Genomic DNA, 22634 nt, shown 5'->3' with positions numbered 1-22634 from the left:
TCTCTCAGCCGCCCTGCACCTGGCCGAGCGCCCTGCCGTTTTCCTGCTCTGCCTTGTCTTGATCCTTCCTGATCGGGGTTCTGGGTCATATGCCCGGTTTGCCCCGCAAAATGGCGATCAGCCTCAGGCGGGCAGCCCCGCGAGGAGCAGCCCCTTGGTGAGTTGTTCAAGTGCGGATTTCGATTTCAATGGATACCACGTTGCGAGTTTGGAAACGGAATAGTTGGGATCGAGCGCCAGCAGTTCCTTGCCGACTTCCTGCGCTTCTTCTGTCTGGCCCAGCAGGGCCAGTGCCGCCGCCAATAGGCGAAGCGCCGCGATAAATCGTGGCTTGTTCCTGCGGGCGTTTTTCAGAAAACGGACGGCTTCTTCGTAGTCCTCTTCGACAAACTCCGCGAGGCCGGCAGCCGTGAGGAAAAAGAAGTTGAGTGGGTCGTTAGGGGTCAGCCGCCAGACGTTCAACAGGCGCTTGCGGGCCTCCTTGCCATCGCCAAGATAGGCATAGGTCGTCGCACTCAAGCCCCAGGCAATGGGCAGGTTCATATTGCGCGACAATGCGTCCTCGAACAGTTCCAGCGCGTCTTCGGGTTTGTTTTCATGCAGGCTGAGCACATGGGCGCGCACCGAAAGCGTGAGCGCATCTTCCGGGTCCAGTTCGACTGCGCGACGGGAATGTTTGATGAGGGTCAGAATGTCATTGCGCAGATCCTTGGAATGCCCCTCGGCCAGCCAGAAATTCATGCACCACGCGAGATAGGCATGGGCCTGGGCATAATGCGGGTCCAGTTTGACCGCGCGGCGCAGCAACTCGATCGCCTCGTCATAGCTTCCGTCGTCAAGCTGGTAGAGACGGGACAAGGCGCGAAGAACACATTTGTAGGCATCCAGACTGTCTGGCGTGCGCCCGCCGATGTGTTCGGCCTCTGTGGACAGGACTTTGGGCTCCAGCATGGCGAGGATGGAGGAGGAGATTTCGTCCTGAAAGGAAAACAGATCATCCAGCGCGCCACGGTAGGTCTGGGCCCAGATGGCGCGATTGTGGAGTACATCCATCAGTTCAGCGAAGATGCGCAGCTGGTCCCCGTGGCGTTCCACCGCCCCGGTCAACAGATATGACACGCCCAGCTTGCGACCGATATCGGCAGGTGTTTCCTGGGTGCCGCGAAATTCCAGCGTTGAGGTGCGGGCCATGACAAACATGGCCCTGCTGCGCGAAACGCCAGAGATGATTTCTTCGGTGATCCCATCGCCAAAGTAATGTTCGTTACCGTTGCTGCTGCGATCGTCGAATGGCAGCACCGCGAGGGTGGGGCGATTTGACCAGTCGATGTGGGGTTGCAGCGGGCGCTGGTCTGCATCTGCGGCGCTGACCTGATAGACCTGCACGGTGCGGTCGATGTTTTTCAACAGCGGCGCGCCAAGGTCGTGAAACCGCAGCTGCATCTTGCGCCGCACGATATCGCGGACCAGCTGTGTGACCACAACCATTCCCGGCTCGGCCATCTGCTGGATGCGCGCGGCGACAACCACCCCATCTGATTGCACAGTGCCCGCGTCGTCGATCACGTCGTCGATGTTGACGCCGATCCGCAGCTGCATGGGGTTGTCGGTGGGTTGCTCTTGCGCGGCGCGGGACTGAACCCTGAGCGCCCATTGAACCGCTTCGGTGGCGCTGGCAAATTCCAGCAGCAACGCATCCCCCGCATCAGAGCGACGAATGCCGTGGTAGTTGCGCATCTCGCGCAACAGAACCGTGTCGCGCAGATCCTTCCAGCGCCGGACGGTTTCCGGCGTGTTTGCCTCCATATGGCGCGTGTACCCCGCAACATCGGCAAAGGCGAATGCCGTCAGCCGAGTGGTGAGTTTCTGCATTGATGTCTGGATTGGCCCCTGCATGGAAGTAGTCCCGCCGCCTAAGGCCTTAGTATACTCAAATGTGGAGAATTTGAAAGAATGCGGCGGTGTTAATTATGTAAGTGCCTGCTATTGGGGCGCCATTTTCCACTCGGGCGGCGATGTTAGCGATGGACATTGCCGACATCCGGGAAAACTGCCGTCTTTTTCACCGTTCCATAGACAAAACTCGTGTCGATAGAGCTGATGCCGCCGATCGGGTGCAGGCGGGCGCGGACGAAACGTTCGTAATCTTCGAGGTCGGCGACAACCACGCGCAGCAGATAGTCGGCAAGGCCGGTCATCACGTAGCACTCCAGCACCTCGGGCGTGTCGCGGATGTGGCGTTCGAAATTGGCAACCACGCCCTCTGTGTGGTTCTCCAGGCTGACGCGAACGAAAACAGTCACGGGAAGACCGTAGATGCGTGCGTCCACGTCAATGCTGTAGCCGGTAATCACACCGTCCTTTTCCAGATTGCGCAATCGGCGCAGGCAGGGAGAGGGCGAAAGATTGACGGCAGCAGCAAGGTCGAGGTTGGTCATGCGCCCGTTGCTTTGCAGCGCGCGAATGATGCGACGGTCGGTTGAGTCCAGCTTGGGTGTTTGTGGCATAATATGCCAATCCGTTCGTGATTTGGGGTGAAAATAGCAACTAATCGCCTTTGGTACCAGCGTAGAATTGCGGAAACACGAGGGAGATTTCCATGACCAAACCTGGTTCCAGCTTTGCCACCCGCGCCATTCACCACGGCTATGACACCCAATCGCAGCAGGGCGCGTTGAACCCGCCGCTCTATCTGACCTCGACCTTCACGTTTGAATCGGCCGAGGCCGGCGGAGAGATGTTCACAGGCGAGCGGGAAGGGCATTTCTACACCCGGATTTCCAACCCGACGCTTGATCACCTGGAGCAACGGATTGCCAACCTTGAGGGGGCTGAGGCGGGGCTTGCGACGGCCTCTGGCATGGGCGCGATCACGTCGACGCTGTGGTCGTTTCTTGCTGCCGGGGATGAGATCATCCTGGATAAGACGCTATATGGCTGCACATTTGCCTTTATGACCCACGGCTTGCCGCGCTTTGGCGTGAAGGTGCGGCTGGTGGATATGACCGATCCCGCCAATCTGGTCGAGGCAATCAGCACCAAGACCAAGCTGGTCTATTTTGAAACCCCGGCAAACCCGAACAACCGTCTGATCGATATCGCGGCAATTTCTGAAATCGCCCATAAGGTTGGTGCCAAGGTCGTGGTCGACAACACCTTTGCCACGCCGGTCATCACCCGGCCAATCGAGTTGGGCGCAGATATCGTGGTGCATTCGGCCACCAAATTCATCAGCGGCCATGGCGATGTGATCGCCGGTCTGGTTGTTGGCTCCAAGGAGGATATCACCCAGATCCGTCTGGTGGGGCTGAAAGACATGACAGGCGCCGTGATGTCGCCCTTTAGCGCGATGCTGCTGATGCGCGGCCTGAAAACGTTGGAGCTGCGGATGGAACGACACTGCGCAAACGCGCAGAAGGTGGCAGAGGCGCTGCAATCCCACCCGGCGGTAGAGCGGGTTTATTATCCGGGTCTGGACGGGTTTGCCCAAAACGATCTTGCCAAGCGGCAGATGGCTGGTTTTGGCGGCATGATCCCGTTTGAGGTTGTCGGTGGCAAGGCGGGTGGTATTGCCATGATGAACCGCCTGGAGATGATCCAGCGCGCCGTGTCTCTGGGCGATGCGGAAACGCTGATCCAACACCCGGCGAGCATGACGCATTCGACCTACACTCCGGAAGAACGCGCCGAACACGGCATCGCCGAAGGCCTGGTGCGGATGTCCGTTGGCCTGGAAGGGGTCGATGATATCATTGATGACCTGATGCAGGCGCTGTCGTCCCATAACGCCTACGCCGCCTGATGGTGTGGGGTGGGCGCGCAGTCTGCGGGCCCATCCCATACCCTGATCCACCCCAGCCTTGCCCTGACCAGCCCCTGCGCCAATTCTATGTCGAATGGTGCAGCCGGGAGCGGTGCGTCCTGACTAACAGGGCAACAGCCCGCGTGCCGGTCAGCCTATCTTTGTCGTGATGAGGTTCCCCATGGCCCATAATGCCCAAACTCCCGTGCCCCCTTCAGCAACTCTCAAGACCATTGAACAGCGGCTTTTGTGGCTGTCCCATTGGATGATCCACAACGCCAACCACCTGCGCGCCAAGGAAGACGGCATCAAGATCGGCGGCCATCAGGCCAGCTCTGCCTCTATGGTGTCGATCATGACCGCACTGTATTTCAGCGCCCTGCGCCCAGAGGATCGGGTGGCGGTGAAACCTCATGCGTCGCCCATCTTTCATGCGATCCAGTATCTGATGGGCAACCAGACCCGCGAGAAGATGGAGAATTTCCGCGGCTTCGGCGGAGTGCAGAGCTACCCAAGCCGCACCAAGGATATTGACGACGTGGATTTCTCTACCGGGTCTGTTGGCCTTGGTGTTGCGATCACCTCCTTTGCCTCGATGGTTCAGGACTACATCACCGCGAAATCCTGGGGGGCGGATGCGCCACAGGGGCGGATGGTGGCGCTGGTTGGTGACGCTGAGCTGGACGAGGGCAACGTCTATGAATGCCTGCAGGAAGGCTGGAAAAACGATCTGCGCAACACCTGGTGGATCATCGACTACAACCGCCAGTCCCTTGACGGGATCGTGCGGGAAGGGCTGTTTCAGCGGATCGAGAAGATCTTTGACGCCTTCGGCTGGGATGTGGTGAAGGTAAAATATGGCGCCCTGCAGCGCGCGGCCTTTGAAGAGCCGGGCGGCGACAAGCTGCGCCAGTGGATCGATGATTGCCCCAATCAGACCTATTCTGCGCTGACCTTCATGGGCGGGGCGGTTTGGCGTGCGCGCCTGATGGAGGATCTTGGCGATCAGGGAGAGGTCAGCGCATTGATCGACCGGCGCTCTGATACAGAGCTGGCGGCGCTGATGGAAAACCTTGGCGGCAACTGTGTGAGCACGATGGCAGAGACCTTTGCCGCCATCGACCATGACCGCCCGGTCTGTTTTCTGGCCTATACGGTCAAGGGCTGGGGCACGCCAATCGCGGGCCACAAGGACAATCACGGCGGCCTGATGAACAAGAGTCAGATGGCGGAATGGCAGCGCTATATGGGGGTGGCCGAAGGCGAAGAATGGGAGCCCTTTGCCACGGTCAAGGATCCTGCGGCGCTGCAGGGGTTTCTGGATCAGGTGCCGTTCTTTGCAAAGGGCGCGCGTCGCTACAATGACGCCCATCTTTCTGTTCCAGCGGTCGAGGTAAAGACGGATCGGGAAATGTCGACCCAGATGGGGTTTGGCAAGATACTTGATGATCTGTCCAAAGGGGATAGCGATCTGGCTGCGCGGATCGTCACCATGTCACCGGATGTGACGGGGACCACAAACCTTGGGCCTTGGGTCAACCGGCGCAAGCTGTTTGCCCGCACTCCCCAAGCCGATGCCTTTATCGAACACAAGATCCCCTCTACTGCGAAATGGGAATTCACCCCCGACGGTCAGCACATCGAACTGGGCATTGCGGAGATGAACCTGTTCCTGCTGCTTGGGGCTGCGGGGCTGTCCCATTCGCTGTTTGGCAAGCGGCTGATCCCGATTGGCACGGTCTATGACCCGTTTGTGGCGCGCGGTCTCGATGCGCTGAATTATGCCTGCTATCAGGATGCGCGCTTCATGATTGTTGGCACGCCATCCGGGGTGACGCTGGCGCCGGAAGGCGGAGCGCATCAATCCGTCGGATCACCGCTGATCGGGATGAGCCAGGATGGCCTCGCGGCCTTTGAGCCTGCCTTTGTCGATGAGCTGGCGGTCATCATGGAATGGGCCTTCGACTATCTGCAACGGGACGGAGACGGCGACCCGGACGAGCGCACGTGGCTGCGCGATGAAACTGGCGGTTCGGTCTATCTGCGGCTGACCACCAACCCGATTGAACAGCCCGGCAAACGCGTCGACGATGATTTCCGGCAGGGGGCGATTGATGGGGCGTACTGGTTGAAAAAGCCCGGCCCCAACTGCGATGTGGTCATTGCCTATCAGGGGGCGGTCGCGCCGGAGGCGATCAAGGCGGCTGCCGCAATTGGTGAGGGGCGCCGGGATGTCGGGGTTTTGGCTGTCACCTCGGCCGACCGGCTGAATGCAGGCTGGACCGCCGCCCAGCGGGCCCGCGCCCGTGGCGTGGCGCAGGCGCAAAGCCACATCGAGACGCTGATGGCGGGCTTGCCTGCGCATTGCAAGGTCATCACGGTGATCGACGGCCACCCGGCGACCCTGGCATGGCTGGGCAGCGTATGGGGGCACCAGTCGATCCCCCTTGGTGTTGAGCATTTCGGCCAGACCGGCACCATTGGCGATCTCTACCACCACTTTGGCATTGATGCAGAGGCGATCGTGCATGCCGCTGATGGTCTGACAGCGGGGCGTCGGCTGAAAGCCGTCTAGCAGGCCCGACGATGGCAAAGCAAAAAGGCGCAGAACTCTGCGCCTTTTTTGTTGGGTCAAACACCGCGCCGGATCAGGGGTGCGCGTGGGGTTCCGCCTCGCGGAAGATGCCAACCAGGTCGGTGGTATTTCCATCCTCGCCCTTCATCGCAATCCCTTGGCTTTCCACCCAAACGATGGTGCCGTCAGGTTGGCGCAGTCGTTTGATAAAGGAAAAGCTGCCACCGGCCTCGATGGCTTTCGCCACAGATCGCTCGACGTCCGGGGCGTCTTCTGGATGGAACAAGTCAATCGCGGATCCGAGTTCAGGCGTGTACTCCTCCGGCTTCAGTCCGTGGATGTCATAGACCCGCGGTGACCAATAGATCTCCTGCTTTTTGCCGGTGATGGACCAGAAGCCAATTCCGGCCATATCGGTGACCAGCTTGGCCTGTGCCAGTTGACCTTCTGCGGCTTTGCGGGCGTTCACGGTTTCGGTGACATCTGTGCCGATGGTAAAGATTGTCGGGTCGCCATTGGTGGGGTGCGGGATCTGATGCCGGGCCATGTTGATCCAACGGACGTCTTTCTTGCCGGGCATTGTGAGCTGCACCAGATCCTGCGTGAAGCCGCTACTGTCGCTGAGCACTTTGGTGTCATCTTCGAACAGCTTGCGACGGGCTGCACTGATGCCAAGGGAGAAGACGTTGCGCGCCAGCGCGTCCTCTCGCTTGATGCCGAGAAGTTCGGCATAGGAGGCGCTCATCCGCAGGATATCACCATCGCGGCTGCGGTTCATGAGGAACAGGCCGGAGTTCTCCAGGATCATCTCCATCTCATGGGCCATGGCCGGGAATTCCGACACAACCATCGTCACGCCGAGGATTTTGCCGTTCACGTCGAAGTAAGGCGAACAGTTGATGCGTACCTGTTTGCCACCGGCTGTGAACTCCTCCGTCACGGTTTGGCCAAGCCGGAGCGCATCGTTGCACATTGGGGCAAGCGGTGGATAGCCGTCAGGACATTCGCATTGGCTGATATGCGGGCTGGAAATCGGCCGACGGATGCCAAACAGGCGAGTTGCAGCTGCTGTCGCCTGCGTGATCTGAAGCGCGCTGTCCGCAACGACAATCGCCAGTGGTGTGCTTTCCAGAACAGAAATCAGCTCGCCTGTGCGACCGTTCAGTTCGGTTGCGGTGACCTGCAATTCTTCGTTGACGGTGATCAGCTCTTCGTTGGTGGATTGCAGCTCTTCGTTGGAGGTTTCCAACTCTTCGTTTGTGGCCTGTAGTTCCTCGTTGGTGGACTGCAGCTCTTCGTTCAGGGATTGCAGTTCCTCGTTGGAGGTTTCCAGTTCCTCGATGGTCTGCTGCAGCGCCTCGCGGGTGGTCGCGACCTCGTTCTCCAGCATCCGGATCCGCTCGTAGTTGGGATCGCCGGGGTTCTGTTCTGCCGCGGTCTCTGCCAGTTTTGCACGGTCGACCGTGACGGGGGTAAAGACGACAAGCGCTGCACGCTCGCTGATTTCCTTGGCGACGATGGGAAAGACGTCGAGCCGGATTTCTTCATCGTCGTTTTCCGCCAGCAGATGACGAACGCCCCCCTTGCGGGCCCCGTTCTTGAGCGCGATGGTTATGAGACTGCGGGCTTCCTCGCGCAGCGGACTGCGCAGAAGATCAAGATGCATCCGGAGCGAGCTTTTCTCGCTGACCTCGATGAACGGGCTGACGTTGCCGTAGACCCGTGCGATCGAGAAATCCTCGGTCACCAGGATCGAGTTCTTGCCGAGCGACTGCGCCAGCGCCTCAAACAGCTGCCGGTCCGTTGAGGGGCCGGGGTCAACAGGGGGTTTGATGACCGGACGCTGGACCATGAGCGGCAGATTGGGCATCGAGTAGGGCTGGCCGGACGTCGCCCGGAGCGAACGCTTGTGGTAGACATGCGTGGCCTCGCGGTCCTGCACAAATAGCTCATCGGATCCCGCGATGCTTTCAGCGGTGCCGAGAAACAAAAGCCCGTGGGGCGCCAAGGCATAGTGAAAGCGCGACATCACCCGTTGTTGCAGCGCGGTGCCGAAGTAGATCAGCAAGTTGCGGCAACAAATCAGATCCACCTTCTGAAAGGGCGGATCCTGACAGACGTTGTGGTCGGAAAACAGAACCGCATTGCGCAGGTTGTCGATGACCTTCACGCCGTCGGTCTGCCGGACCAGGTATTTATCTGCCAGCTCGGACGGGATGTCGTTCAGGGCTGACAGCGGATAAACGCCCGTTCGGGCAACGCGCAGCGCGTCTTTGTCGATGTCGGTCGCAAAAATCTGCACATTGGATTTGAACTGGCTTGTCGGCTCGCCCAGAACCTCGGCCAGAACCATCGCCACCGAATAGGCCTCTTCGCCGGTGGCACAGCCGGCAATCCAGATCCGCAATGGGCCGGGGCCTCGGTCCTTCAGGAGCTGCTGCAGCATCTTGCGCAGATGTTTGAATTCTTCCTTGTCGCGGAAAAAGCGGGTGACCGAAATCAACAGATCCTTGAAAAGGGCATCCACCGCCTGTGGGTTTGCCCTGCAGAACTGGGTGTAGTCCTCCTGGCTTTCGATCCCAAGCGCCAGCATGCGCCGTTCGATGCGACGGTTGATGGTGGTCTGCTTGTAGTCGCGAAAGTCGACGCGGGTGCGGGCCAGCAGGATCTGCAGCAGGTCAGCCAGAGGCCCGTCATTGTTCGCAGTTTCAGAACGGAATTCGGCAAAATCCCGTGGGCTGGACAGAATTTTGGAAATATTGCCGCCAATCTGGCTTGGCCGCAAAATCAGATCCACGCACCCGCTTTGGATGGCAGCGACAGGCATGCCGTCGTATTTCGCGCTTTCTGCCTCCTGGGCAATGGTAATGCCACCGGATTCCCGGATCGCCTGGATCCCGTAGGCGCCATCGCTGCCGGTTCCCGACAGGATCACCCCGGCAGAACGCGCGCCGCGATCTTCGGCAAGCGAGACGAGAAAACGGTCGACAGAGGGGCAGGGGGTTCCCGGCTCTGAATTGGGATCTGCCAGCAGGACCAGTTTGCCTTCCCGGCAGATGACATCATGCTTGGGAGGGGTGATGTAAATCACGTTGGCCTCTGGTGTTGTTCCGCTTGCAAGCGTTTCAACGGTGAGGTCCGTCTGGCGCGCAACCAATTCAGCCAAAAGGCTTTTGTGGGTTGGCGACATATGCTGCACGACGACATAGGCGGCTGGCAGATTGCCCGGCAACGCGCTGACCAGCTCCCGGATGGCTTCCAATCCGCCAGCTGAGGATCCGATCCCGATCAATGTCAGGTTGTCGCTTGATTGCGTTGTCATTTGGCTGCCTATCTCTTAAAGTATCAAAACCTGTCTGAAGCATTCACCTTCCCGGGTCTATGGGCATCTGACGACTGGCGTGGTTTTTTCTGGTTGCTTCGGTCGGTGCGAGTTCGTGTTATGATTGTTTAACGCTTGACGTTAGTCTGAATTGGAAATTACGCTTTGTAAACGAAATGTTTAACCTTCCTAATTATAGGTTAAATATATAACGGCGTGAGTTAGGTTGGTTGACATGAATATTTCCAGAATTTCAGACGTGGCTGACCGCGCAGATGGTCACAGACGTTTCGTCGTAAACCTGACGGAGCGGGGCGCAGATGATATCATTCTGAAATCCTGCGAAGTCCTGTCGCACAGCTTTCGCAACCGCGTCTCCTTTAGTGCGCAAATGCGTTGCAGTGAAATCTTTCATGAGCAGATCAGCACCGCCATAGACGAATGCCTGCAAGGGCTGGGCGAAGGGCACCAGGTGCTGTCGCTGCCCTCTCTTGTCGTTGAATTGCCCGGATTAATCATGGCTGGCGCTCATGTCATCGCCTCTGCCGAGGAAGATGGCGTTCGTGCCATTATCGTGCGGTTCCGGATCAGCGTTGGCAGCATGGCCCATGCGTTCCTGCAGGACGTGGGGTTTGGCGCTGGACTGGAGGAAACCACCCGCGAGCTGAGCGCGCAGGTGCTGAGCGAGATCGCCATGCCGCTGCTGAATGTGCTGGCCGCGTCGGACACGGGCCTGGTCGACAGCGAGCGGGCGATTGGTGTTCTGGGGCAGCAATTGTCTGAACGGGTGCACGAGATTCGGTTTAATATCGAGATGGTGAAACGGTTCACCGAGCAGCTTGAAAGAGACCGAAGCGGTGCGCGCGTTGGATTTATTGAATTCCAATCGAATGAAAATTTGACCTCGAACTGAGGTTTTTTATTTTTCTTTTACGGTCCCAAAAAAATCCAAAAACAGTTTCCGTCTTGGGTTTGGCCCGGCATTCGGGTCGTCCCCTGAGCGTGCGTTGCTGCCCAGATTGAGCAGCGGCTCCATGCGGTTTGTCCGCCACCTATGAGGGCGATCCGGCGACCGGTTGATTTTCCGTCGCGCGCTGGTTCGCGGTGGGAAAGCTTTAAGGTTGGATATTTTAAGCTTGAACCAAATCACCTGATCAGCCTAGGCTCGACTCAGAGGCCGGTGAACCGGCCCATTGGACCTGTGCATTCTGGAGGGATGATGGGGTGTTCTGGCAGAGCGCGTGCAAGACGGTGCGGGCTGTGCTGATGGGCAACTGTCGGAAATCTTTCACAAAGACCGGCAAAATGCTGGCGCCGCGCGGTTCAATCGGAAAGAGTAAGCTGCGAGGAGCTGCCATCAGAAGCGGCCCTCTTTGCTCAGACAGACCAGGGAGATGGACCTATGAAGACCCTCACTACAATGGCGCTGGCGACAGCGGTATCCGCGCTGGCAATGTCCGCGGCAGCAGAGACCAAGATTGGCATGATCACAACCCTGTCAGGCGGTGGCGCGGGCCTGGGTGTTGATGTGCGCGATGGTTTTATGCTGGCGATGGAACAGGCCGGACGCGACGATATCGAGGTGGTGATCGAGGACGATCAGCGCAAACCCGAAAGCGCCGTGCAGATTGCCGACCGCATGATCCAGTCCGAAAAAGTCGACATCATGACCGGCATCATCTGGTCCAACCTCGCGATGGCGGTTGTGCCCGCAGCAACGGCGCAGGGTGTTTTCTACCTGTCACCAAACGCAGGCCCTTCTGCGCTGGCCGGTAAACGCTGCCACGAGAATTATTTCAACGTGGCATGGCAGAACGACAACCTGCACGAGGCCGCAGGCGCCTATGCAAATGATGCGGGTCTGAAAAACAGCTATATCCTTGCGCCGAACTATCCGGCGGGCAAGGACGCGCTGACCGGGTACAAACGGATGTACCAAGGCGATCTGGCGGGCGAGACATACACCAAGATGGGCCAGACCGACTATGCCGCCGAGATTGCCCAGATCCGGGCCTCTGGCGCCGATAGTGTTTACTTTTTCCTGCCCGGTGGCATGGGGATTTCCTTCCTCAAGCAATATGCCGACAGCGGCGTTGATCTGCCGGTTGTTGGCCCTGCCTTCAGCTTTGATCAGGGCATCCTGCAGGCAGTCGGCGGCGCGGCCCTGGGGATCAAGAACACCTCGCAGTGGAACAAGGATCTCGACAATCCGGCCAACACGGCCTTTGTCGCCGCCTTCGAGCAGAAATACGAACGTCTGCCGTCGCTTTATGCAAGCCAGGGCTACGACACCGCAAACCTGATCCTCAGCGCGCTGAACAAGGCAGATGTCGATGACAAAGACGCCTTCCGTGCGGCGCTGAAAGCGGCTGAGTTCGACTCGGTCCGGGGGGATTTCAAGTTCGGTGACAACCACCATCCGATCCAGAACATCTATGTTCGCGAAGTCATTCAGGAAGGCGATGTTTTCACCAACAAGATCATCGCAACCGGTCTGGAAAACCATGCAGATGCCTACGCGGCAGAGTGCAAGATGTAAGACCGCTTGAACCGTGCGGGGCGATTGAAACGTCGGCCCGCACGTGACCTATACCCAAATGTCGTGGGGGCCCCGTGTGCCTCTGCCTTGGTGGAACTAACTCATGTCCCTCATTCTTATACTGGAGCAGATCCTGAACGGGTTACAGTTCGGGGTGATGCTCTTTCTCATGGCGGCCGGGCTGACGCTTGTTTTTGGCGTTATGGGGCTGATCAATCTGGCGCATGGTGCGCTTTATATGGTGGGTGCTTTTGCGGCGGCGATCGTTGCGGCCTGGACCGGCTCTTTTGTGCTGGCGTTGGTTGCCAGTCTGGCGGCGGCTGCTGCGGCGGGTGCGCTGGTCGAACTGCTGGTGATACGCAAGCTGTATGACCGGGATCACCTCGATCAGGTTCTGGCCACCTTTGCGCTGATCCTGATCTTCTCCGAAGGCACGCGCTGGGTCTTTGGCTCTTTTCCGCTGTTTCTTGACGTGCCGAGCTATCTGTCCGGCCCGATCAGCCTGCCGGGGGGCATTGAGTATCCGCTTTACCGTTTGACCATCATTGCGATTGGTCTGGTCGTGGCGGCAGGGTTGTTCTGGCTGATTGCCCGCACTCGCATTGGTATTCAGATCCGTGCCGGAGAAAGCGACCGCGAAATGATTGCGGCCCTTGGTGTCGATATTTCAAAGCTTTACACGCTGGTCTTCGCCTTGGGCGCGGCGCTTGCGGGGCTGGCTGGTGCGCTGGTCGGCGCGATCCAGTCGGTGCAGGTGGGCATGGGCGAACCCGTGCTGATCCTGGCCTTTGTTGTGATCGTGATCGGCGGCATCGGCTCGATCAAGGGGGCCATGGTCGGTGCGCTGCTTGTTGGGCTGACCGATACCCTGGGCGGGGTGTTCCTGCCGCAGCTCTTTGGTCTCTTCATGGAGCCAGCCAGCGCCACATCGGTCGGCGCGTCGCTGGCCTCGATGCTGATTTACATCCTGATGGCAGCCATCCTGTTGGTGCGCCCGTCCGGTCTCTATGGGGGGCAGCACTGATGAACAGGGAAAAACTGTTGAATACGGCGGTGATCCTTCTGCTGCTTGCAATCCCGTTGTGGGCGCATATGGCGGAAGAGCCGTTTCTGATCACGCTGGCGACGAAGGTTGCCATCCTCGCCCTTGCTGGCGTCGGTCTTAACATTGCATTGGGGATCGGTGGCCTTGTCAGTTTGGGCCATGCGGCATTCTTTGGCATTGGGGGCTACGCGATGGGGATCCTCGCGGCTCACGCGCAGAACTATGAACCGCTGGCCGAGTGGCCAATGCTGATCGAAGGCACCAATCAGATGCCGGTGATCTGGCTGGTTGCGGTTGTCGCCAGCGCGCTGGCGGCGCTTGTGATCGGCGCGCTGTCGCTGCGCACGTCGGGTGTCTACTTCATCATGATCACCTTGGCCTTTGGGCAGATGCTCTATTACTTTGCAATCAGCTGGACGGCTTATGGTGGCGAAGATGGTCTGTCTATCTGGGTCCGCAATGAGTTTCCGGGATTGAACACATTGGTTCCGCTAGAGTTTTTCCTGATCTGCTATGTGATCCTTTGTGCCGCTTTGTGGTTCGCAGCGCGTCTGGCGCGTGCGCCCTTCGGCCTTGCGCTGTCGGCGGCGCGCCAATGCGAGGCACGGGTCGAAACCGTTGGCATCACCCCCTATCAACTGCGTCTGACCGCTTTTGTGATCTCCGGGGCAATCACCGGTCTGGCCGGGGCGCTGTTTGCCGATCTGAACCGCTTCGTCAGCCCCACGATGCTCAGCTGGCACACCAGCGGCGAGATCATGATTTTTGTCATCATCGGCGGCGTTGGACGGCTGTTTGGTCCGGTCATCGGCGCTGCGCTGTTCATTTTGCTGGAACATCTTCTGGGCGGGATCAGCGACTATTGGCAGATCTATCTTGGCGGTCTGTTGCTCATCATCGTGCTTTACGCCCGTGGTGGCGTGATCGGTGCGATCAGCGGACGGGAGGTGGCCCATGACTGACATGACTGATCCATCAGGGGCAGGTCAGGTGCTGAAGGTCAGCGATCTGAGCAAATCCTTTGGGGCATTGCAGGCCAGCAAGAACATCACGTTGGACCTGCGGGCTGGCGAAATCCATGCGCTGATCGGCCCAAACGGTGCAGGAAAATCCACACTTATCAAGCAGATATCAGGCGAACTTCGCCCAGATAGCGGATCTGTGTCTTTGCTCGGACGGCCGGTGGATGATCTGGACCGCGTCGCACGGGCCCGGATGGGGCTTGGGCGGACTTTTCAGATCTCGGCCCTGGCAATGGAATTCACCGTGCTGCAAAACGCCGTGCTGGGCGCCCTTGGCGCGAGAGGTGGCGTGTTTCGGTTCCTGGGCAATGTGATGCGCGACAAGGCGTTGGTTGCGCAAGCAGAACACGCCTTGGAACGCGTCGGTCTGTTGAGTGATGCAAAACGGCGGACTGCCGATCTGTCACACGGCCAGCGGCGTCAGCTGGAGGTTGCGGTCGCTCTCACCTTGCAGCCAAAGCTGTTTTTGATGGACGAACCCATGGCAGGTCTTGGGGCAGGTGGATCGCAGGCGCTGACCGGGTTTCTGGATACGCTGCGACATGAGGCGCCGATCCTTTTGGTTGAACATGACATGGATGCGGTCTTTGCCTTGGCGGACCGGATCAGCGTGCTGGTCTATGGCGAGGTCATCGCCACCGGCACCACAGAAGAGATCCGCAACAACGCAGAGGTGCAGCGCGCCTATCTGGGTGAGGAGGAGCCGGTATGACGCTGTTAAAAATGGAAAAAATCACGGCGTCCTACGGCCCTTCGCAAGCCTTGTTTGGCGTTGATCTTGAGATCGGCGAGGGCGAAGTTGTCGCCCTGATGGGTCGCAACGGCATGGGCAAATCGACCACGATCAAGACAATCTGCGGAATGTTGCCTGCCAGCGGCGGGGCTCTGACGTTCGCCGGAACGGATCTGCGCAAACTGCCCTCGCACAAGATTGCGCGGCTTGGGGTCGGGCTGGTGCCTGAAGGCCGGCGCTGTTTTGCGCCCCTGACTGTCGAGGAAAATCTGACTGCTGCCGCCCGTCCGGGGCCGTGGGATTTTGCGATGGTGGCAGAGTTGTTTCCCCGTCTTGCAGAGCGACGGGATCAGACGGCTTCGTCCCTATCTGGCGGCGAGCAACAGATGCTGGCCATTGGCCGCGCCCTGATGATCAATCCTCGGCTCCTGATCCTGGATGAGGCCACAGAGGGGCTGGCGCCAGTGGTGCGGCAGGAGATCTGGGCCGCCATTGCCCGGCTCAAGGCAGAAAGCGGCCTGTCGATCCTGGTGGTGGACAAAACCCTGCGCGAACTGGCTGCCGTGGCGGATCGGGCTGTGATTTTGAACAAGGGCACATCGGTCTGGGCTGGCCCTATGGATGGTTTGAGCGACGAGTTGAAGGACAGCTATCTCGGCGTGTAGAAGAAATAAAACAACCCGGATAATTGTCTATCCGGGGTATTTTTCAATGCCTTACGCGGGCAAGTGAATGTTGAACCTCTCCCGCAATGCCTGATCCAGTATTGGATCGAATTGCGCTTGTGATGCTTGGCTCAGGATCTGCTCTTTGCGCGCGATTGCCTTTTCGATCAGATCGGGTTTGTCCAGCTCAGCCCATTCCTTTGGTGAGGTACGATCGCCAAAGGTCGGGTAGACAAAATCCTGCTGCATCCGGCTGAGCGTGGCATCTGTGCCGAGGTAGTGACCAGTCCCACCCAGGCAGACCTCGGCAATCTGGTCGACGGCGAGGGTGTCCTCTGTCACCTCGATCCCGCGAACACAGCGCATGGCCTGGCCGATCAAATCGTCGCTCAGGATCAGGGATTCCAGACAAAATCCCAAGAGCGAGGCATGCATGCCCGCCGCTTCGTAGATCATATTGCAACCAGACAACCCGGCCATCACGTTAGAGCACATCTGCTCCCACCCTGCCTGCATGTCCGGAAGCTTGCTGTCTGAGGCACCGGCCGCAGCGCCGCCCGGCAGGTCGTAGTAGCGATGCATCTGCGCACAGCCCGCCGTGAGCAGCGCCTGCTCTCCCGAGCCGATGGACATGGCCCCTGTCCGCAGATCCAGCCCGAAGGGCCATGTGCCAAAGATGGCAGGCGCGCCGGGTTGGACGGCGTTCACATAAACCAGCCCTGCAAGGCATTCCGCAACCGCCTGGACAATTGCGCCGGCAATCGTTGAGGGGGCCGTGGCCCCGGCCATGCCCGCGGACAGCAAGAGGACAGGCATCCCCCCCTTGATGCACAGTTCCATCACCTCGCAGCTTTCGGTCGCAAACTTCATCGGTGGCACAACAAAGCAGTTGGAATTGGACACAAACGGGCGCGCGCGCCATTTGTCTTCGCCTCCCGCAATCATGTGCAGCATCTCAAGTGCGGGGGCCACATGGCTTGGCTCGGTAAACGAGGTGCCGATGTGTTTCATCGTGCCAGAGCAGCTCGCGTAGACGGTATTGAGATCCATTTCCATGTTATCGAGGATGTCGCGGCAGACCATCGGACGTTGCAGGAAATGGACGTTGTCCAGCTGGTCGGTAATGCGGGCGGCATCGTGCAGATCCTGCACAGTGGAATCGCGGTATTCCTTCCCGTGGACGTCCACAACATGAACCGCAGCCCCCGCGGTGCCATAGTGCACCCGCGTCCCGGAGAGATCGAGATCGTTCTTGCCATCGCGGCTGTACAGCGTGATCGACCTGTTTGCCTTGGCAATCGTGTCCTCCACCAGCGCGCGGGGAAAACGGATGCGGCCATCATCGCCCAGAATTGCGCCAGCCTGCGTGAGATAGGCGATGCCGCTCTCTGGGGCGTCGGCCAGGCCGATCCGCTCAAGCGCATCAAGGGCGGCGTGGTGGATTTTGTCCATGTCGGCAGCGGACAGCGGATTGAGGGTGCCCCCCTCAAGCCCTGCGCGGATGGGGCGCAGATGGTCGGGCAGGGCCGAGGCGCGCGCAGCGCGGCGCGCAGAACGTCCGCCGGAGCGCGCAGCCCGGGGAGAATTGGATTGGTCAGTCATGTAAGGTCTCGTTGGGTTGGCAAAAGGGTCTTGAATTGCTCAACCCGGAAACGGTCGGCCTCTGGCTGCGCGACCACGCGCGGCACCAATCGTGCGCCCGATCAGCGAGATCATCCAGCGATCGCCAGTGGCAGGGGCTCTCATGCCGCTCTCCTCGTTTCCTATAGGAATGCTGGCACTTTTGACGACGGATTCTATCCTGTTTGCGACCTACGTGAAATTTGCGACCTCTTTTTCAGGGTTTTACGGTTGATTGGTCAGCATGAGGGGGGGCGCCCGCGATCCGGTCATGGGCCGATCACATGAAAACAAGGACTTGGATCCTCGCGGCCAACCTGCCACGGAAATAGCCGGGGCATGCAGGATTTTACGTCCTCGCGGGGCCGCGTCACAACCGACTGTTAAGCTTTTGTGCGGATAATGACTGTTGCGGACGGACGCATGCCAAAACGGCGTGTCCCAACATGGGGTCGAGACGATGAAACCTGTCTCTTGCAACACGGTACAGACAATACCAGCCCGAAAAATGGGCCGTTTTCTGCGTGTGGTGGCTGCGTCCCTGTTGTCTTCCGGGGTAATCCTGACACCTCCGTCAGTGCAGGCTGGCGATTGGGGGCGTTTCATCATTGGTGGGGCGCAGGCACCTGCGGGGCAACAGCAGGGCATCGGCGCCACCCCGGGGCAGAGTTTTCATCTGGAATATGACCATGACTTTGGCCGCTTGGTCATAGGTGGTGATCTCGCCGTTGACGGCGGGCCGGGCAGCAGTGTGGAGGATACGGTGCCAGAGCTGCGTCTGCGGGCCGGATATGATCTGGGCGATACCCTTGGCTATGTGACTGTTGGCACCGAAACCCAGGGGGAGCCGGGTGAAAGAGAGGAGCGCGCAGTGGTTGGCGTTGGCCTCACATACTCTCTGAACCGTGCCCTTCGGCTGAGCGGGGAATACCTGCATGAAACCGACCGCTCTGCGCGCCCTGACACCGCTGGCGGTGACCGGATTTCTCTGACTGCGTCGTTCAGTTTCTGACCCTGCTCTGTCCTCTCGCACCTGATCCCAGCCGCGCCGTTTCAAGAGATGCGGTGACATTGTGAATGTTGATCGGCTGATAGTAGCCGGGTGACATCGCGGGCGAGCAATGGCCCGCTGATGGCCGAAAAACCCCTGAAAACATGGGCCAATTGCTGCCGAGGAGCGGCCTGTTTCGGCCAGACCATGCGCAGAAATTCAATAAATTCGCGTCCCCTCTGGAACAAAAGGCGGCCCGTGTTTCTTTAGGTGGGGCAGGCGCCAGAGTGGGGCGCCTTCTGAATGACAATGTCGAACGACGAATAAGGAGAAATCGACATGACCCGTATCGTATCCATGGCAGCCATCGCCGCCGCACTGAGCACCCCTGCCTTTGCCGGCAACCTCGAAGAGCCGGTTGTGGAGCCCGTACCAGCGCCCGTCACCGTGGTTCAAACCGGCACAGACTGGACCGGCGCCTACATCGGTGGCCAGATCGGTCAGCTGGATGCAGACACCAGCAATGGTCTGTCGGGGGATGATGTCTCTTATGGTATTCACGCCGGTTACAACTATGACTTCGGTCAGTTCGTTCTGGGCGGTGAACTCGATTATGACGCGACCGACACGGACCTGGGCGGCGCAACAGTGGATTCCGTGGCCCGTGCCAAGGTAAAGGCCGGCTACGAATTTGGCCCGGTTCTGGCCTATGTGACCGGTGGTGTTGCGCAGGTCGACACTTCTGTCGGGGATGAAACCGGCGAATTCTACGGCATCGGCATGGCCTACCGTGTGAATGAACAGTGGACCGTTGGCGGCGAGATCCTGGAACACGACTTTGACGATCTGGGCGGCAGCGGCATCAGCGCGGACGCAACCACCGTGTCCCTGCGGGCGTCCTATCGCTTCTGATCCTAGATGATCCCGATCCCTCACACCTGAGGGCAGGCGCGGCGTATCCTTCGGGATGCGCCGCGTTTCTTTTGGTCGACCTGTTTATTTGCAGGCTTGGCGGCGGATTTGGGCTGTGATACGCAAAGCTCATGAACCGGCTGTGCAACATTATTACCTGCTGCATTACCTGCTGAAATACTCAGCGGGCTGGTTTCTGTCGTTCCCTTCTTTTGAACAACTTGCTAAGCCCGCGCTGCGCGCCGCTATCTTGCGGCACCCGTTGGGAGATCGGCCAGAGGCGCATGCGCTGCGGTCAGACGAAGGATTTGTGATGACGACGATCAAGCTGCACAACACCCGCACCCGAGGCAAAGAGGTGCTGGACCCGATCAATCCCGACGATGTGCGTCTCTACCTCTGTGGGCCGACGGTTTACGACCGCGCCCATCTGGGCAATGCGCGCCCGGTGGTGGTGTTTGATGTGCTCTATCGCCTCTTGCGCGAGGTCTACGGCCCCGATCACGTCAGTTATGCCCGCAACTTCACCGATGTGGATGACAAGATCAACGCAACCGCAGTTGCGCGCAAGGAGGCAGGCGCGCCGGGCACGCTGGAAGAGCTGGTGCAGGAGCGGACAGAGGAAACCATCAGCTGGTATCTGGCCGACATGGCCGAGCTGGGCGCGCTGGAGCCCGATCACATGCCGCGCGCAACCGCCTATATCCCGCAGATGATCGCGATGATCGAAGAGCTGATCGCCAAAGGCCATGCCTATCCCGATGGCGCGGGACATGTGCTGTTTTCGGTCAAGAGCTACAAGGACTATGGCGCACTGTCGGGCCGGTCCGTGGATGCCATGATTGCCGGTGCGCGGGTCGAAGTGGCCGACAACAAGCGTGACCCGATGGATTTCGTACTGTGGAAGCCCTCCACGGATGAGCTGCCGGGCTGGGACAGCCCCTGGGGGCGTGGACGTCCGGGCTGGCACATCGAATGCTCTGCCATGAGCCACGAGCTGTTTGGTGAAAGTTTCGACATTCACGGCGGCGGCAATGATCTGATGTTCCCGCATCACGAAAATGAAATCGCCCAAAGCTGCTGCGCCCACCCGGAAGGCGATTTTGCCAAGATCTGGCTGCACAACGAGATGCTGCAGGTCGAGGGCAAGAAAATGTCCAAATCGCTCGGTAACTTTTTCACCGTCCGCGACCTGCTTGAACAGGGTTATCCGGGTGAGGTCATCCGCTTTGTGTTCCTGCAAACACATTACCGCAAGCCGATGGACTGGACCGACAAAAAGGCAAAAGAGGCCGAGGCCACCTTGCGCAAGTGGCGGGCACTGACCGCGGGCATCGAGCCCGCGCCCAGTGCTGCTGCCGCGGTGATTGCCGCGCTGTCTGATGATCTCAACACCGCAGGGGCAGTGGCAGAGTTGCATAAACTGGCCTCAGGAGGTGATGCAGCATCGCTTCTGGCATCCGCCCAATTGATGGGCCTTCTGACGGAGGAGCTGGGCGCCTGGGCGAAGGGTGAAGAAGTTGATCTAAGTGTTTATGAAAAATCACTTTTTGATGCGCGCACCGTTGCGATGGAGAGCAAGGATTTTGCCGAGGTTGACCGGCTCAAATCCGCGTATCTTGAAGCGGGCGTTGAGGTTCGCATGTCAAAAGCTGGCGTCGAGCTGGTGCCCGGCGCGGGATTTGATGCCTCGAAACTGGAAGCCGCTTTGAAGCCATGATGACGCCAGCCCGATCCGGGGCGCCTGCTTATTTTGCCAAGCCATAAGGCCAGCCAATGACAAAAGAACGTCTTTACCTCTACGACACCACGCTGCGCGACGGGCAGCAGACCCAGGGCGTCCAGTTTTCCACGGCCGAGAAAACCCAGATTGCCGAGGCGCTGGATGCACTGGGCGTCGACTATATCGAGGGCGGCTGGCCCGGCGCAAACCCGACGGACAGCGGCTTTTTCGACGAAGCCCCCAGGACACGCGCCACCATGACCGCCTTTGGCATGACCAAGCGGGCCGGGCGCTCTGCAGCCAATGACGAGGTTCTGGCAGCGGTGATGAACGCGGGTACGGCTGCGGTGTGTCTGGTGGGCAAGAGCCATGACTACCATGTGACCCATGCGCTTGGCATCGAACTGGAGGAAAACCTCGACAATATCCGCGCCTCGATCCGCCATATCAAGGATCAGGGACGCGAGGCGCTGTTTGACGCCGAACATTTCTTTGATGGGTACAAGGACAACCCGGAGTATGCGCTTGCCGCGTGCCGCGCGGCCTATGACGAAGGCGCGCGCTGGGTGGTTTTGTGTGACACCAATGGCGGCACCCTGCCAGAGGAAGTTGGGCGCATCGTGGCGGCGGTTGTTGCAGCGGGTATTCCGGGCAGCCATCTGGGCATCCACACCCATAACGACACGGAAAACGCCGTGGCCTGTTCGCTTGCCGCCGTTGATGCAGGGGCGCGTCAGATCCAGGGGACATTGAATGGCCTGGGCGAGCGCTGCGGCAACGCCAATCTGACAACGCTGATCCCGACACTTCTGCTGAAACAGCCCTATGCGGATCAGTTCGACATCGGCGTGAGCCGCGAAGGGCTGGCGGGATTGACCAAGCTCAGCCGGATGCTGGACGAGATCCTGAACCGCGTGCCGATGAAGCAGGCAGCCTATGTGGGGGCATCTGCCTTTGCCCATAAGGCGGGGCTCCATGCCAGCGCGATCCTGAAAGATCCAAGCACCTACGAGCACATCGACCCCGCACTGGTCGGCAACGCGCGTATCATCCCAATGTCCAATCAGGCAGGGCAGTCCAATCTGCGCAAACGCCTGTCCGAGGCGGGCCTGTCCGTCGAAAAGGGCGACCCTGCGCTGGCGCGGATCCTTGACCGGATCAAGACCCGCGAGGCAGAGGGCTATTCCTATGACACCGCGCAGGCCTCCTTTGAGATCCTGGCGCGCGAAGAACTTGGCCAGCTGCCCACCTTCTTTGAGGTGAAACGCTACAAGGTGACGGTGGAGCGGCGCAAAAACAAATACGACAAGATGGTGTCGCTCTCTGAGGCGGTTGTCGTGGTTAAGGTCGATGGAGAAAAGCTGCTGTCGGTCAGTGAATCGATGGACGAAACCGGCAGTGATCGCGGCCCCGTGAATGCGCTGGCCAAAGCGTTGATAAAGGATTTGGGGCGCTATTCCAAAGCGTTGGATGATATGCGGCTTGTCGACTTCAAGGTGCGGATCACCCAAGGCGGCACCGAGGCCGTGACCCGTGTCATCATCGACAGCGAAGACGGAAAGGGCCGGCGTTGGTCCACTGTCGGGGTGAGCCCGAACATAATAGACGCCTCCTTTGAGGCGCTTCTGGATGCGATCCGCTGGAAGCTGTTGCGCGATGACGCCTGAGCGCCGCGTGCAGGTTCT

General features: G+C 59.3%; 16 protein-coding genes and 1 pseudogene. 13 read left to right on the top strand and 4 right to left on the bottom strand.

Annotated elements, in window-relative coordinates; genetic code table 11:
• Positions 1-123: 123 nt before the first annotated feature.
• Both NIT7645_RS06960 and NIT7645_RS06955 read right to left on the bottom strand, forming a co-directional pair.
• On the bottom strand, positions 124-1896 hold the full coding sequence (locus NIT7645_RS06960) for an adenylate/guanylate cyclase domain-containing protein (protein WP_008561945.1): 1773 nt from the start codon (positions 1894-1896) through the stop codon (positions 124-126).
• Positions 1897-2018: 122 nt separating this feature from the next.
• A complete protein-coding gene (locus NIT7645_RS06955; RefSeq protein WP_008561839.1) occupies positions 2019-2507 on the bottom strand; it encodes an Lrp/AsnC family transcriptional regulator in 489 nt (162 codons plus the stop codon).
• Between the two features lie 92 nt (positions 2508-2599).
• Between NIT7645_RS06955 and NIT7645_RS06950 the strand changes: the two genes are divergently transcribed.
• Both NIT7645_RS06950 and NIT7645_RS06945 read left to right on the top strand, forming a co-directional pair.
• Positions 2600-3802 (top strand): methionine gamma-lyase, encoded by a 1203-nt coding sequence (locus tag NIT7645_RS06950; RefSeq protein WP_008561282.1) that lies wholly within the window; start codon positions 2600-2602, stop codon positions 3800-3802.
• Positions 3803-3983: 181 nt separating this feature from the next.
• Positions 3984-6377 (top strand): thiamine pyrophosphate-binding protein, encoded by a 2394-nt coding sequence (locus tag NIT7645_RS06945; protein WP_008559857.1) that lies wholly within the window; start codon positions 3984-3986, stop codon positions 6375-6377.
• Between the two features lie 73 nt (positions 6378-6450).
• On the opposite strand, the gene NIT7645_RS06940 is transcribed toward NIT7645_RS06945, so the two are convergent.
• Positions 6451-9699, bottom strand: a complete 3249-nt coding sequence (locus NIT7645_RS06940) for a chemotaxis protein CheB (RefSeq protein ID WP_008559729.1) — start codon at positions 9697-9699, stop codon at positions 6451-6453.
• Between the two features lie 235 nt (positions 9700-9934).
• Between NIT7645_RS06940 and NIT7645_RS06935 the strand changes: the two genes are divergently transcribed.
• The 7 genes and pseudogenes from NIT7645_RS06935 to NIT7645_RS06910 all read left to right on the top strand — a co-directional run bounded on the left by NIT7645_RS06935 (position 9935) and on the right by NIT7645_RS06910 (position 15703).
• Positions 9935-10612, top strand: coding sequence for a hypothetical protein (locus NIT7645_RS06935; RefSeq protein ID WP_008561522.1), 678 nt, complete (start codon positions 9935-9937; stop codon positions 10610-10612).
• 489 nt (positions 10613-11101) lie between these two features.
• The gene (locus NIT7645_RS06930; protein WP_050686386.1) at positions 11102-12238 is read left to right on the top strand and encodes an ABC transporter substrate-binding protein; all 1137 of its coding nucleotides are present in this window, start codon (positions 11102-11104) and stop codon (positions 12236-12238) included.
• A 103-nt stretch (positions 12239-12341) separates the two neighbouring features.
• Positions 12342-13262: a branched-chain amino acid ABC transporter permease gene (locus tag NIT7645_RS06925; protein ID WP_008560713.1), complete on the top strand. Its 921-nt coding sequence runs from the start codon at positions 12342-12344 to the stop codon at positions 13260-13262.
• Positions 13262-14245 (top strand): branched-chain amino acid ABC transporter permease, encoded by a 984-nt coding sequence (locus tag NIT7645_RS06920; RefSeq protein ID WP_008563006.1) that lies wholly within the window; start codon positions 13262-13264, stop codon positions 14243-14245. The genes NIT7645_RS06925 and NIT7645_RS06920 overlap by 1 nt, the downstream gene beginning before the upstream one ends.
• An 88-nt stretch (positions 14246-14333) precedes the next feature.
• Positions 14334-14780: pseudogene (locus NIT7645_RS19855) on the top strand (ATP-binding cassette domain-containing protein); the annotation flags it as partial.
• Positions 14775-15017: an ABC transporter ATP-binding protein C-terminal domain-containing protein gene (locus tag NIT7645_RS19850; RefSeq protein ID WP_423226863.1), complete on the top strand. Its 243-nt coding sequence runs from the start codon at positions 14775-14777 to the stop codon at positions 15015-15017. The pseudogene NIT7645_RS19855 and the gene NIT7645_RS19850, both read left to right, overlap by 6 nt.
• A complete protein-coding gene (locus tag NIT7645_RS06910; protein ID WP_008560709.1) occupies positions 15014-15703 on the top strand; it encodes an ABC transporter ATP-binding protein in 690 nt (229 codons plus the stop codon). Before NIT7645_RS19850 ends, NIT7645_RS06910 begins: the two co-directional genes overlap by 4 nt.
• Positions 15704-15754: 51 nt before the next feature.
• On the opposite strand, the gene NIT7645_RS06905 is transcribed toward NIT7645_RS06910, so the two are convergent.
• On the bottom strand, positions 15755-17305 hold the full coding sequence (locus NIT7645_RS06905; protein ID WP_008562761.1) for a trimethylamine methyltransferase family protein: 1551 nt from the start codon (positions 17303-17305) through the stop codon (positions 15755-15757).
• A 526-nt stretch (positions 17306-17831) separates the two neighbouring features.
• Here NIT7645_RS06905 and NIT7645_RS06900 point away from each other — a divergent pair.
• The 4 genes from NIT7645_RS06900 (at position 17832) to cimA (ending at position 22616) form a co-directional block, all read left to right on the top strand.
• Complete coding sequence (locus NIT7645_RS06900; RefSeq protein WP_008560134.1) at positions 17832-18335, top strand: outer membrane protein, putative; 504 nt, start codon at positions 17832-17834, stop codon at positions 18333-18335.
• Between the two features lie 318 nt (positions 18336-18653).
• Positions 18654-19226 carry an outer membrane protein gene (locus tag NIT7645_RS06895; protein WP_008560021.1) on the top strand — a complete coding sequence of 191 codons (573 nt, stop codon included), beginning with the start codon at positions 18654-18656 and terminating at the stop codon, positions 19224-19226.
• Between the two features lie 313 nt (positions 19227-19539).
• Positions 19540-20946, top strand: coding sequence for a cysteine--tRNA ligase (cysS, locus tag NIT7645_RS06890; RefSeq protein WP_050686471.1), 1407 nt, complete (start codon positions 19540-19542; stop codon positions 20944-20946).
• A gap of 56 nt (positions 20947-21002) precedes the next feature.
• On the top strand, positions 21003-22616 hold the full coding sequence (gene cimA, locus NIT7645_RS06885) for a citramalate synthase (protein WP_008560777.1): 1614 nt from the start codon (positions 21003-21005) through the stop codon (positions 22614-22616).
• Positions 22617-22634 lie beyond the last annotated feature (18 nt).

Source organism: Phaeobacter italicus, from assembly GCF_001258055.1.
In the GTDB taxonomy this organism is placed as follows: domain Bacteria; phylum Pseudomonadota; class Alphaproteobacteria; order Rhodobacterales; family Rhodobacteraceae; genus Phaeobacter; species Phaeobacter italicus.
Note: the sequence above shows the minus strand (reverse complement) of the source record. Positions and strands in the feature narration are given on the sequence as shown.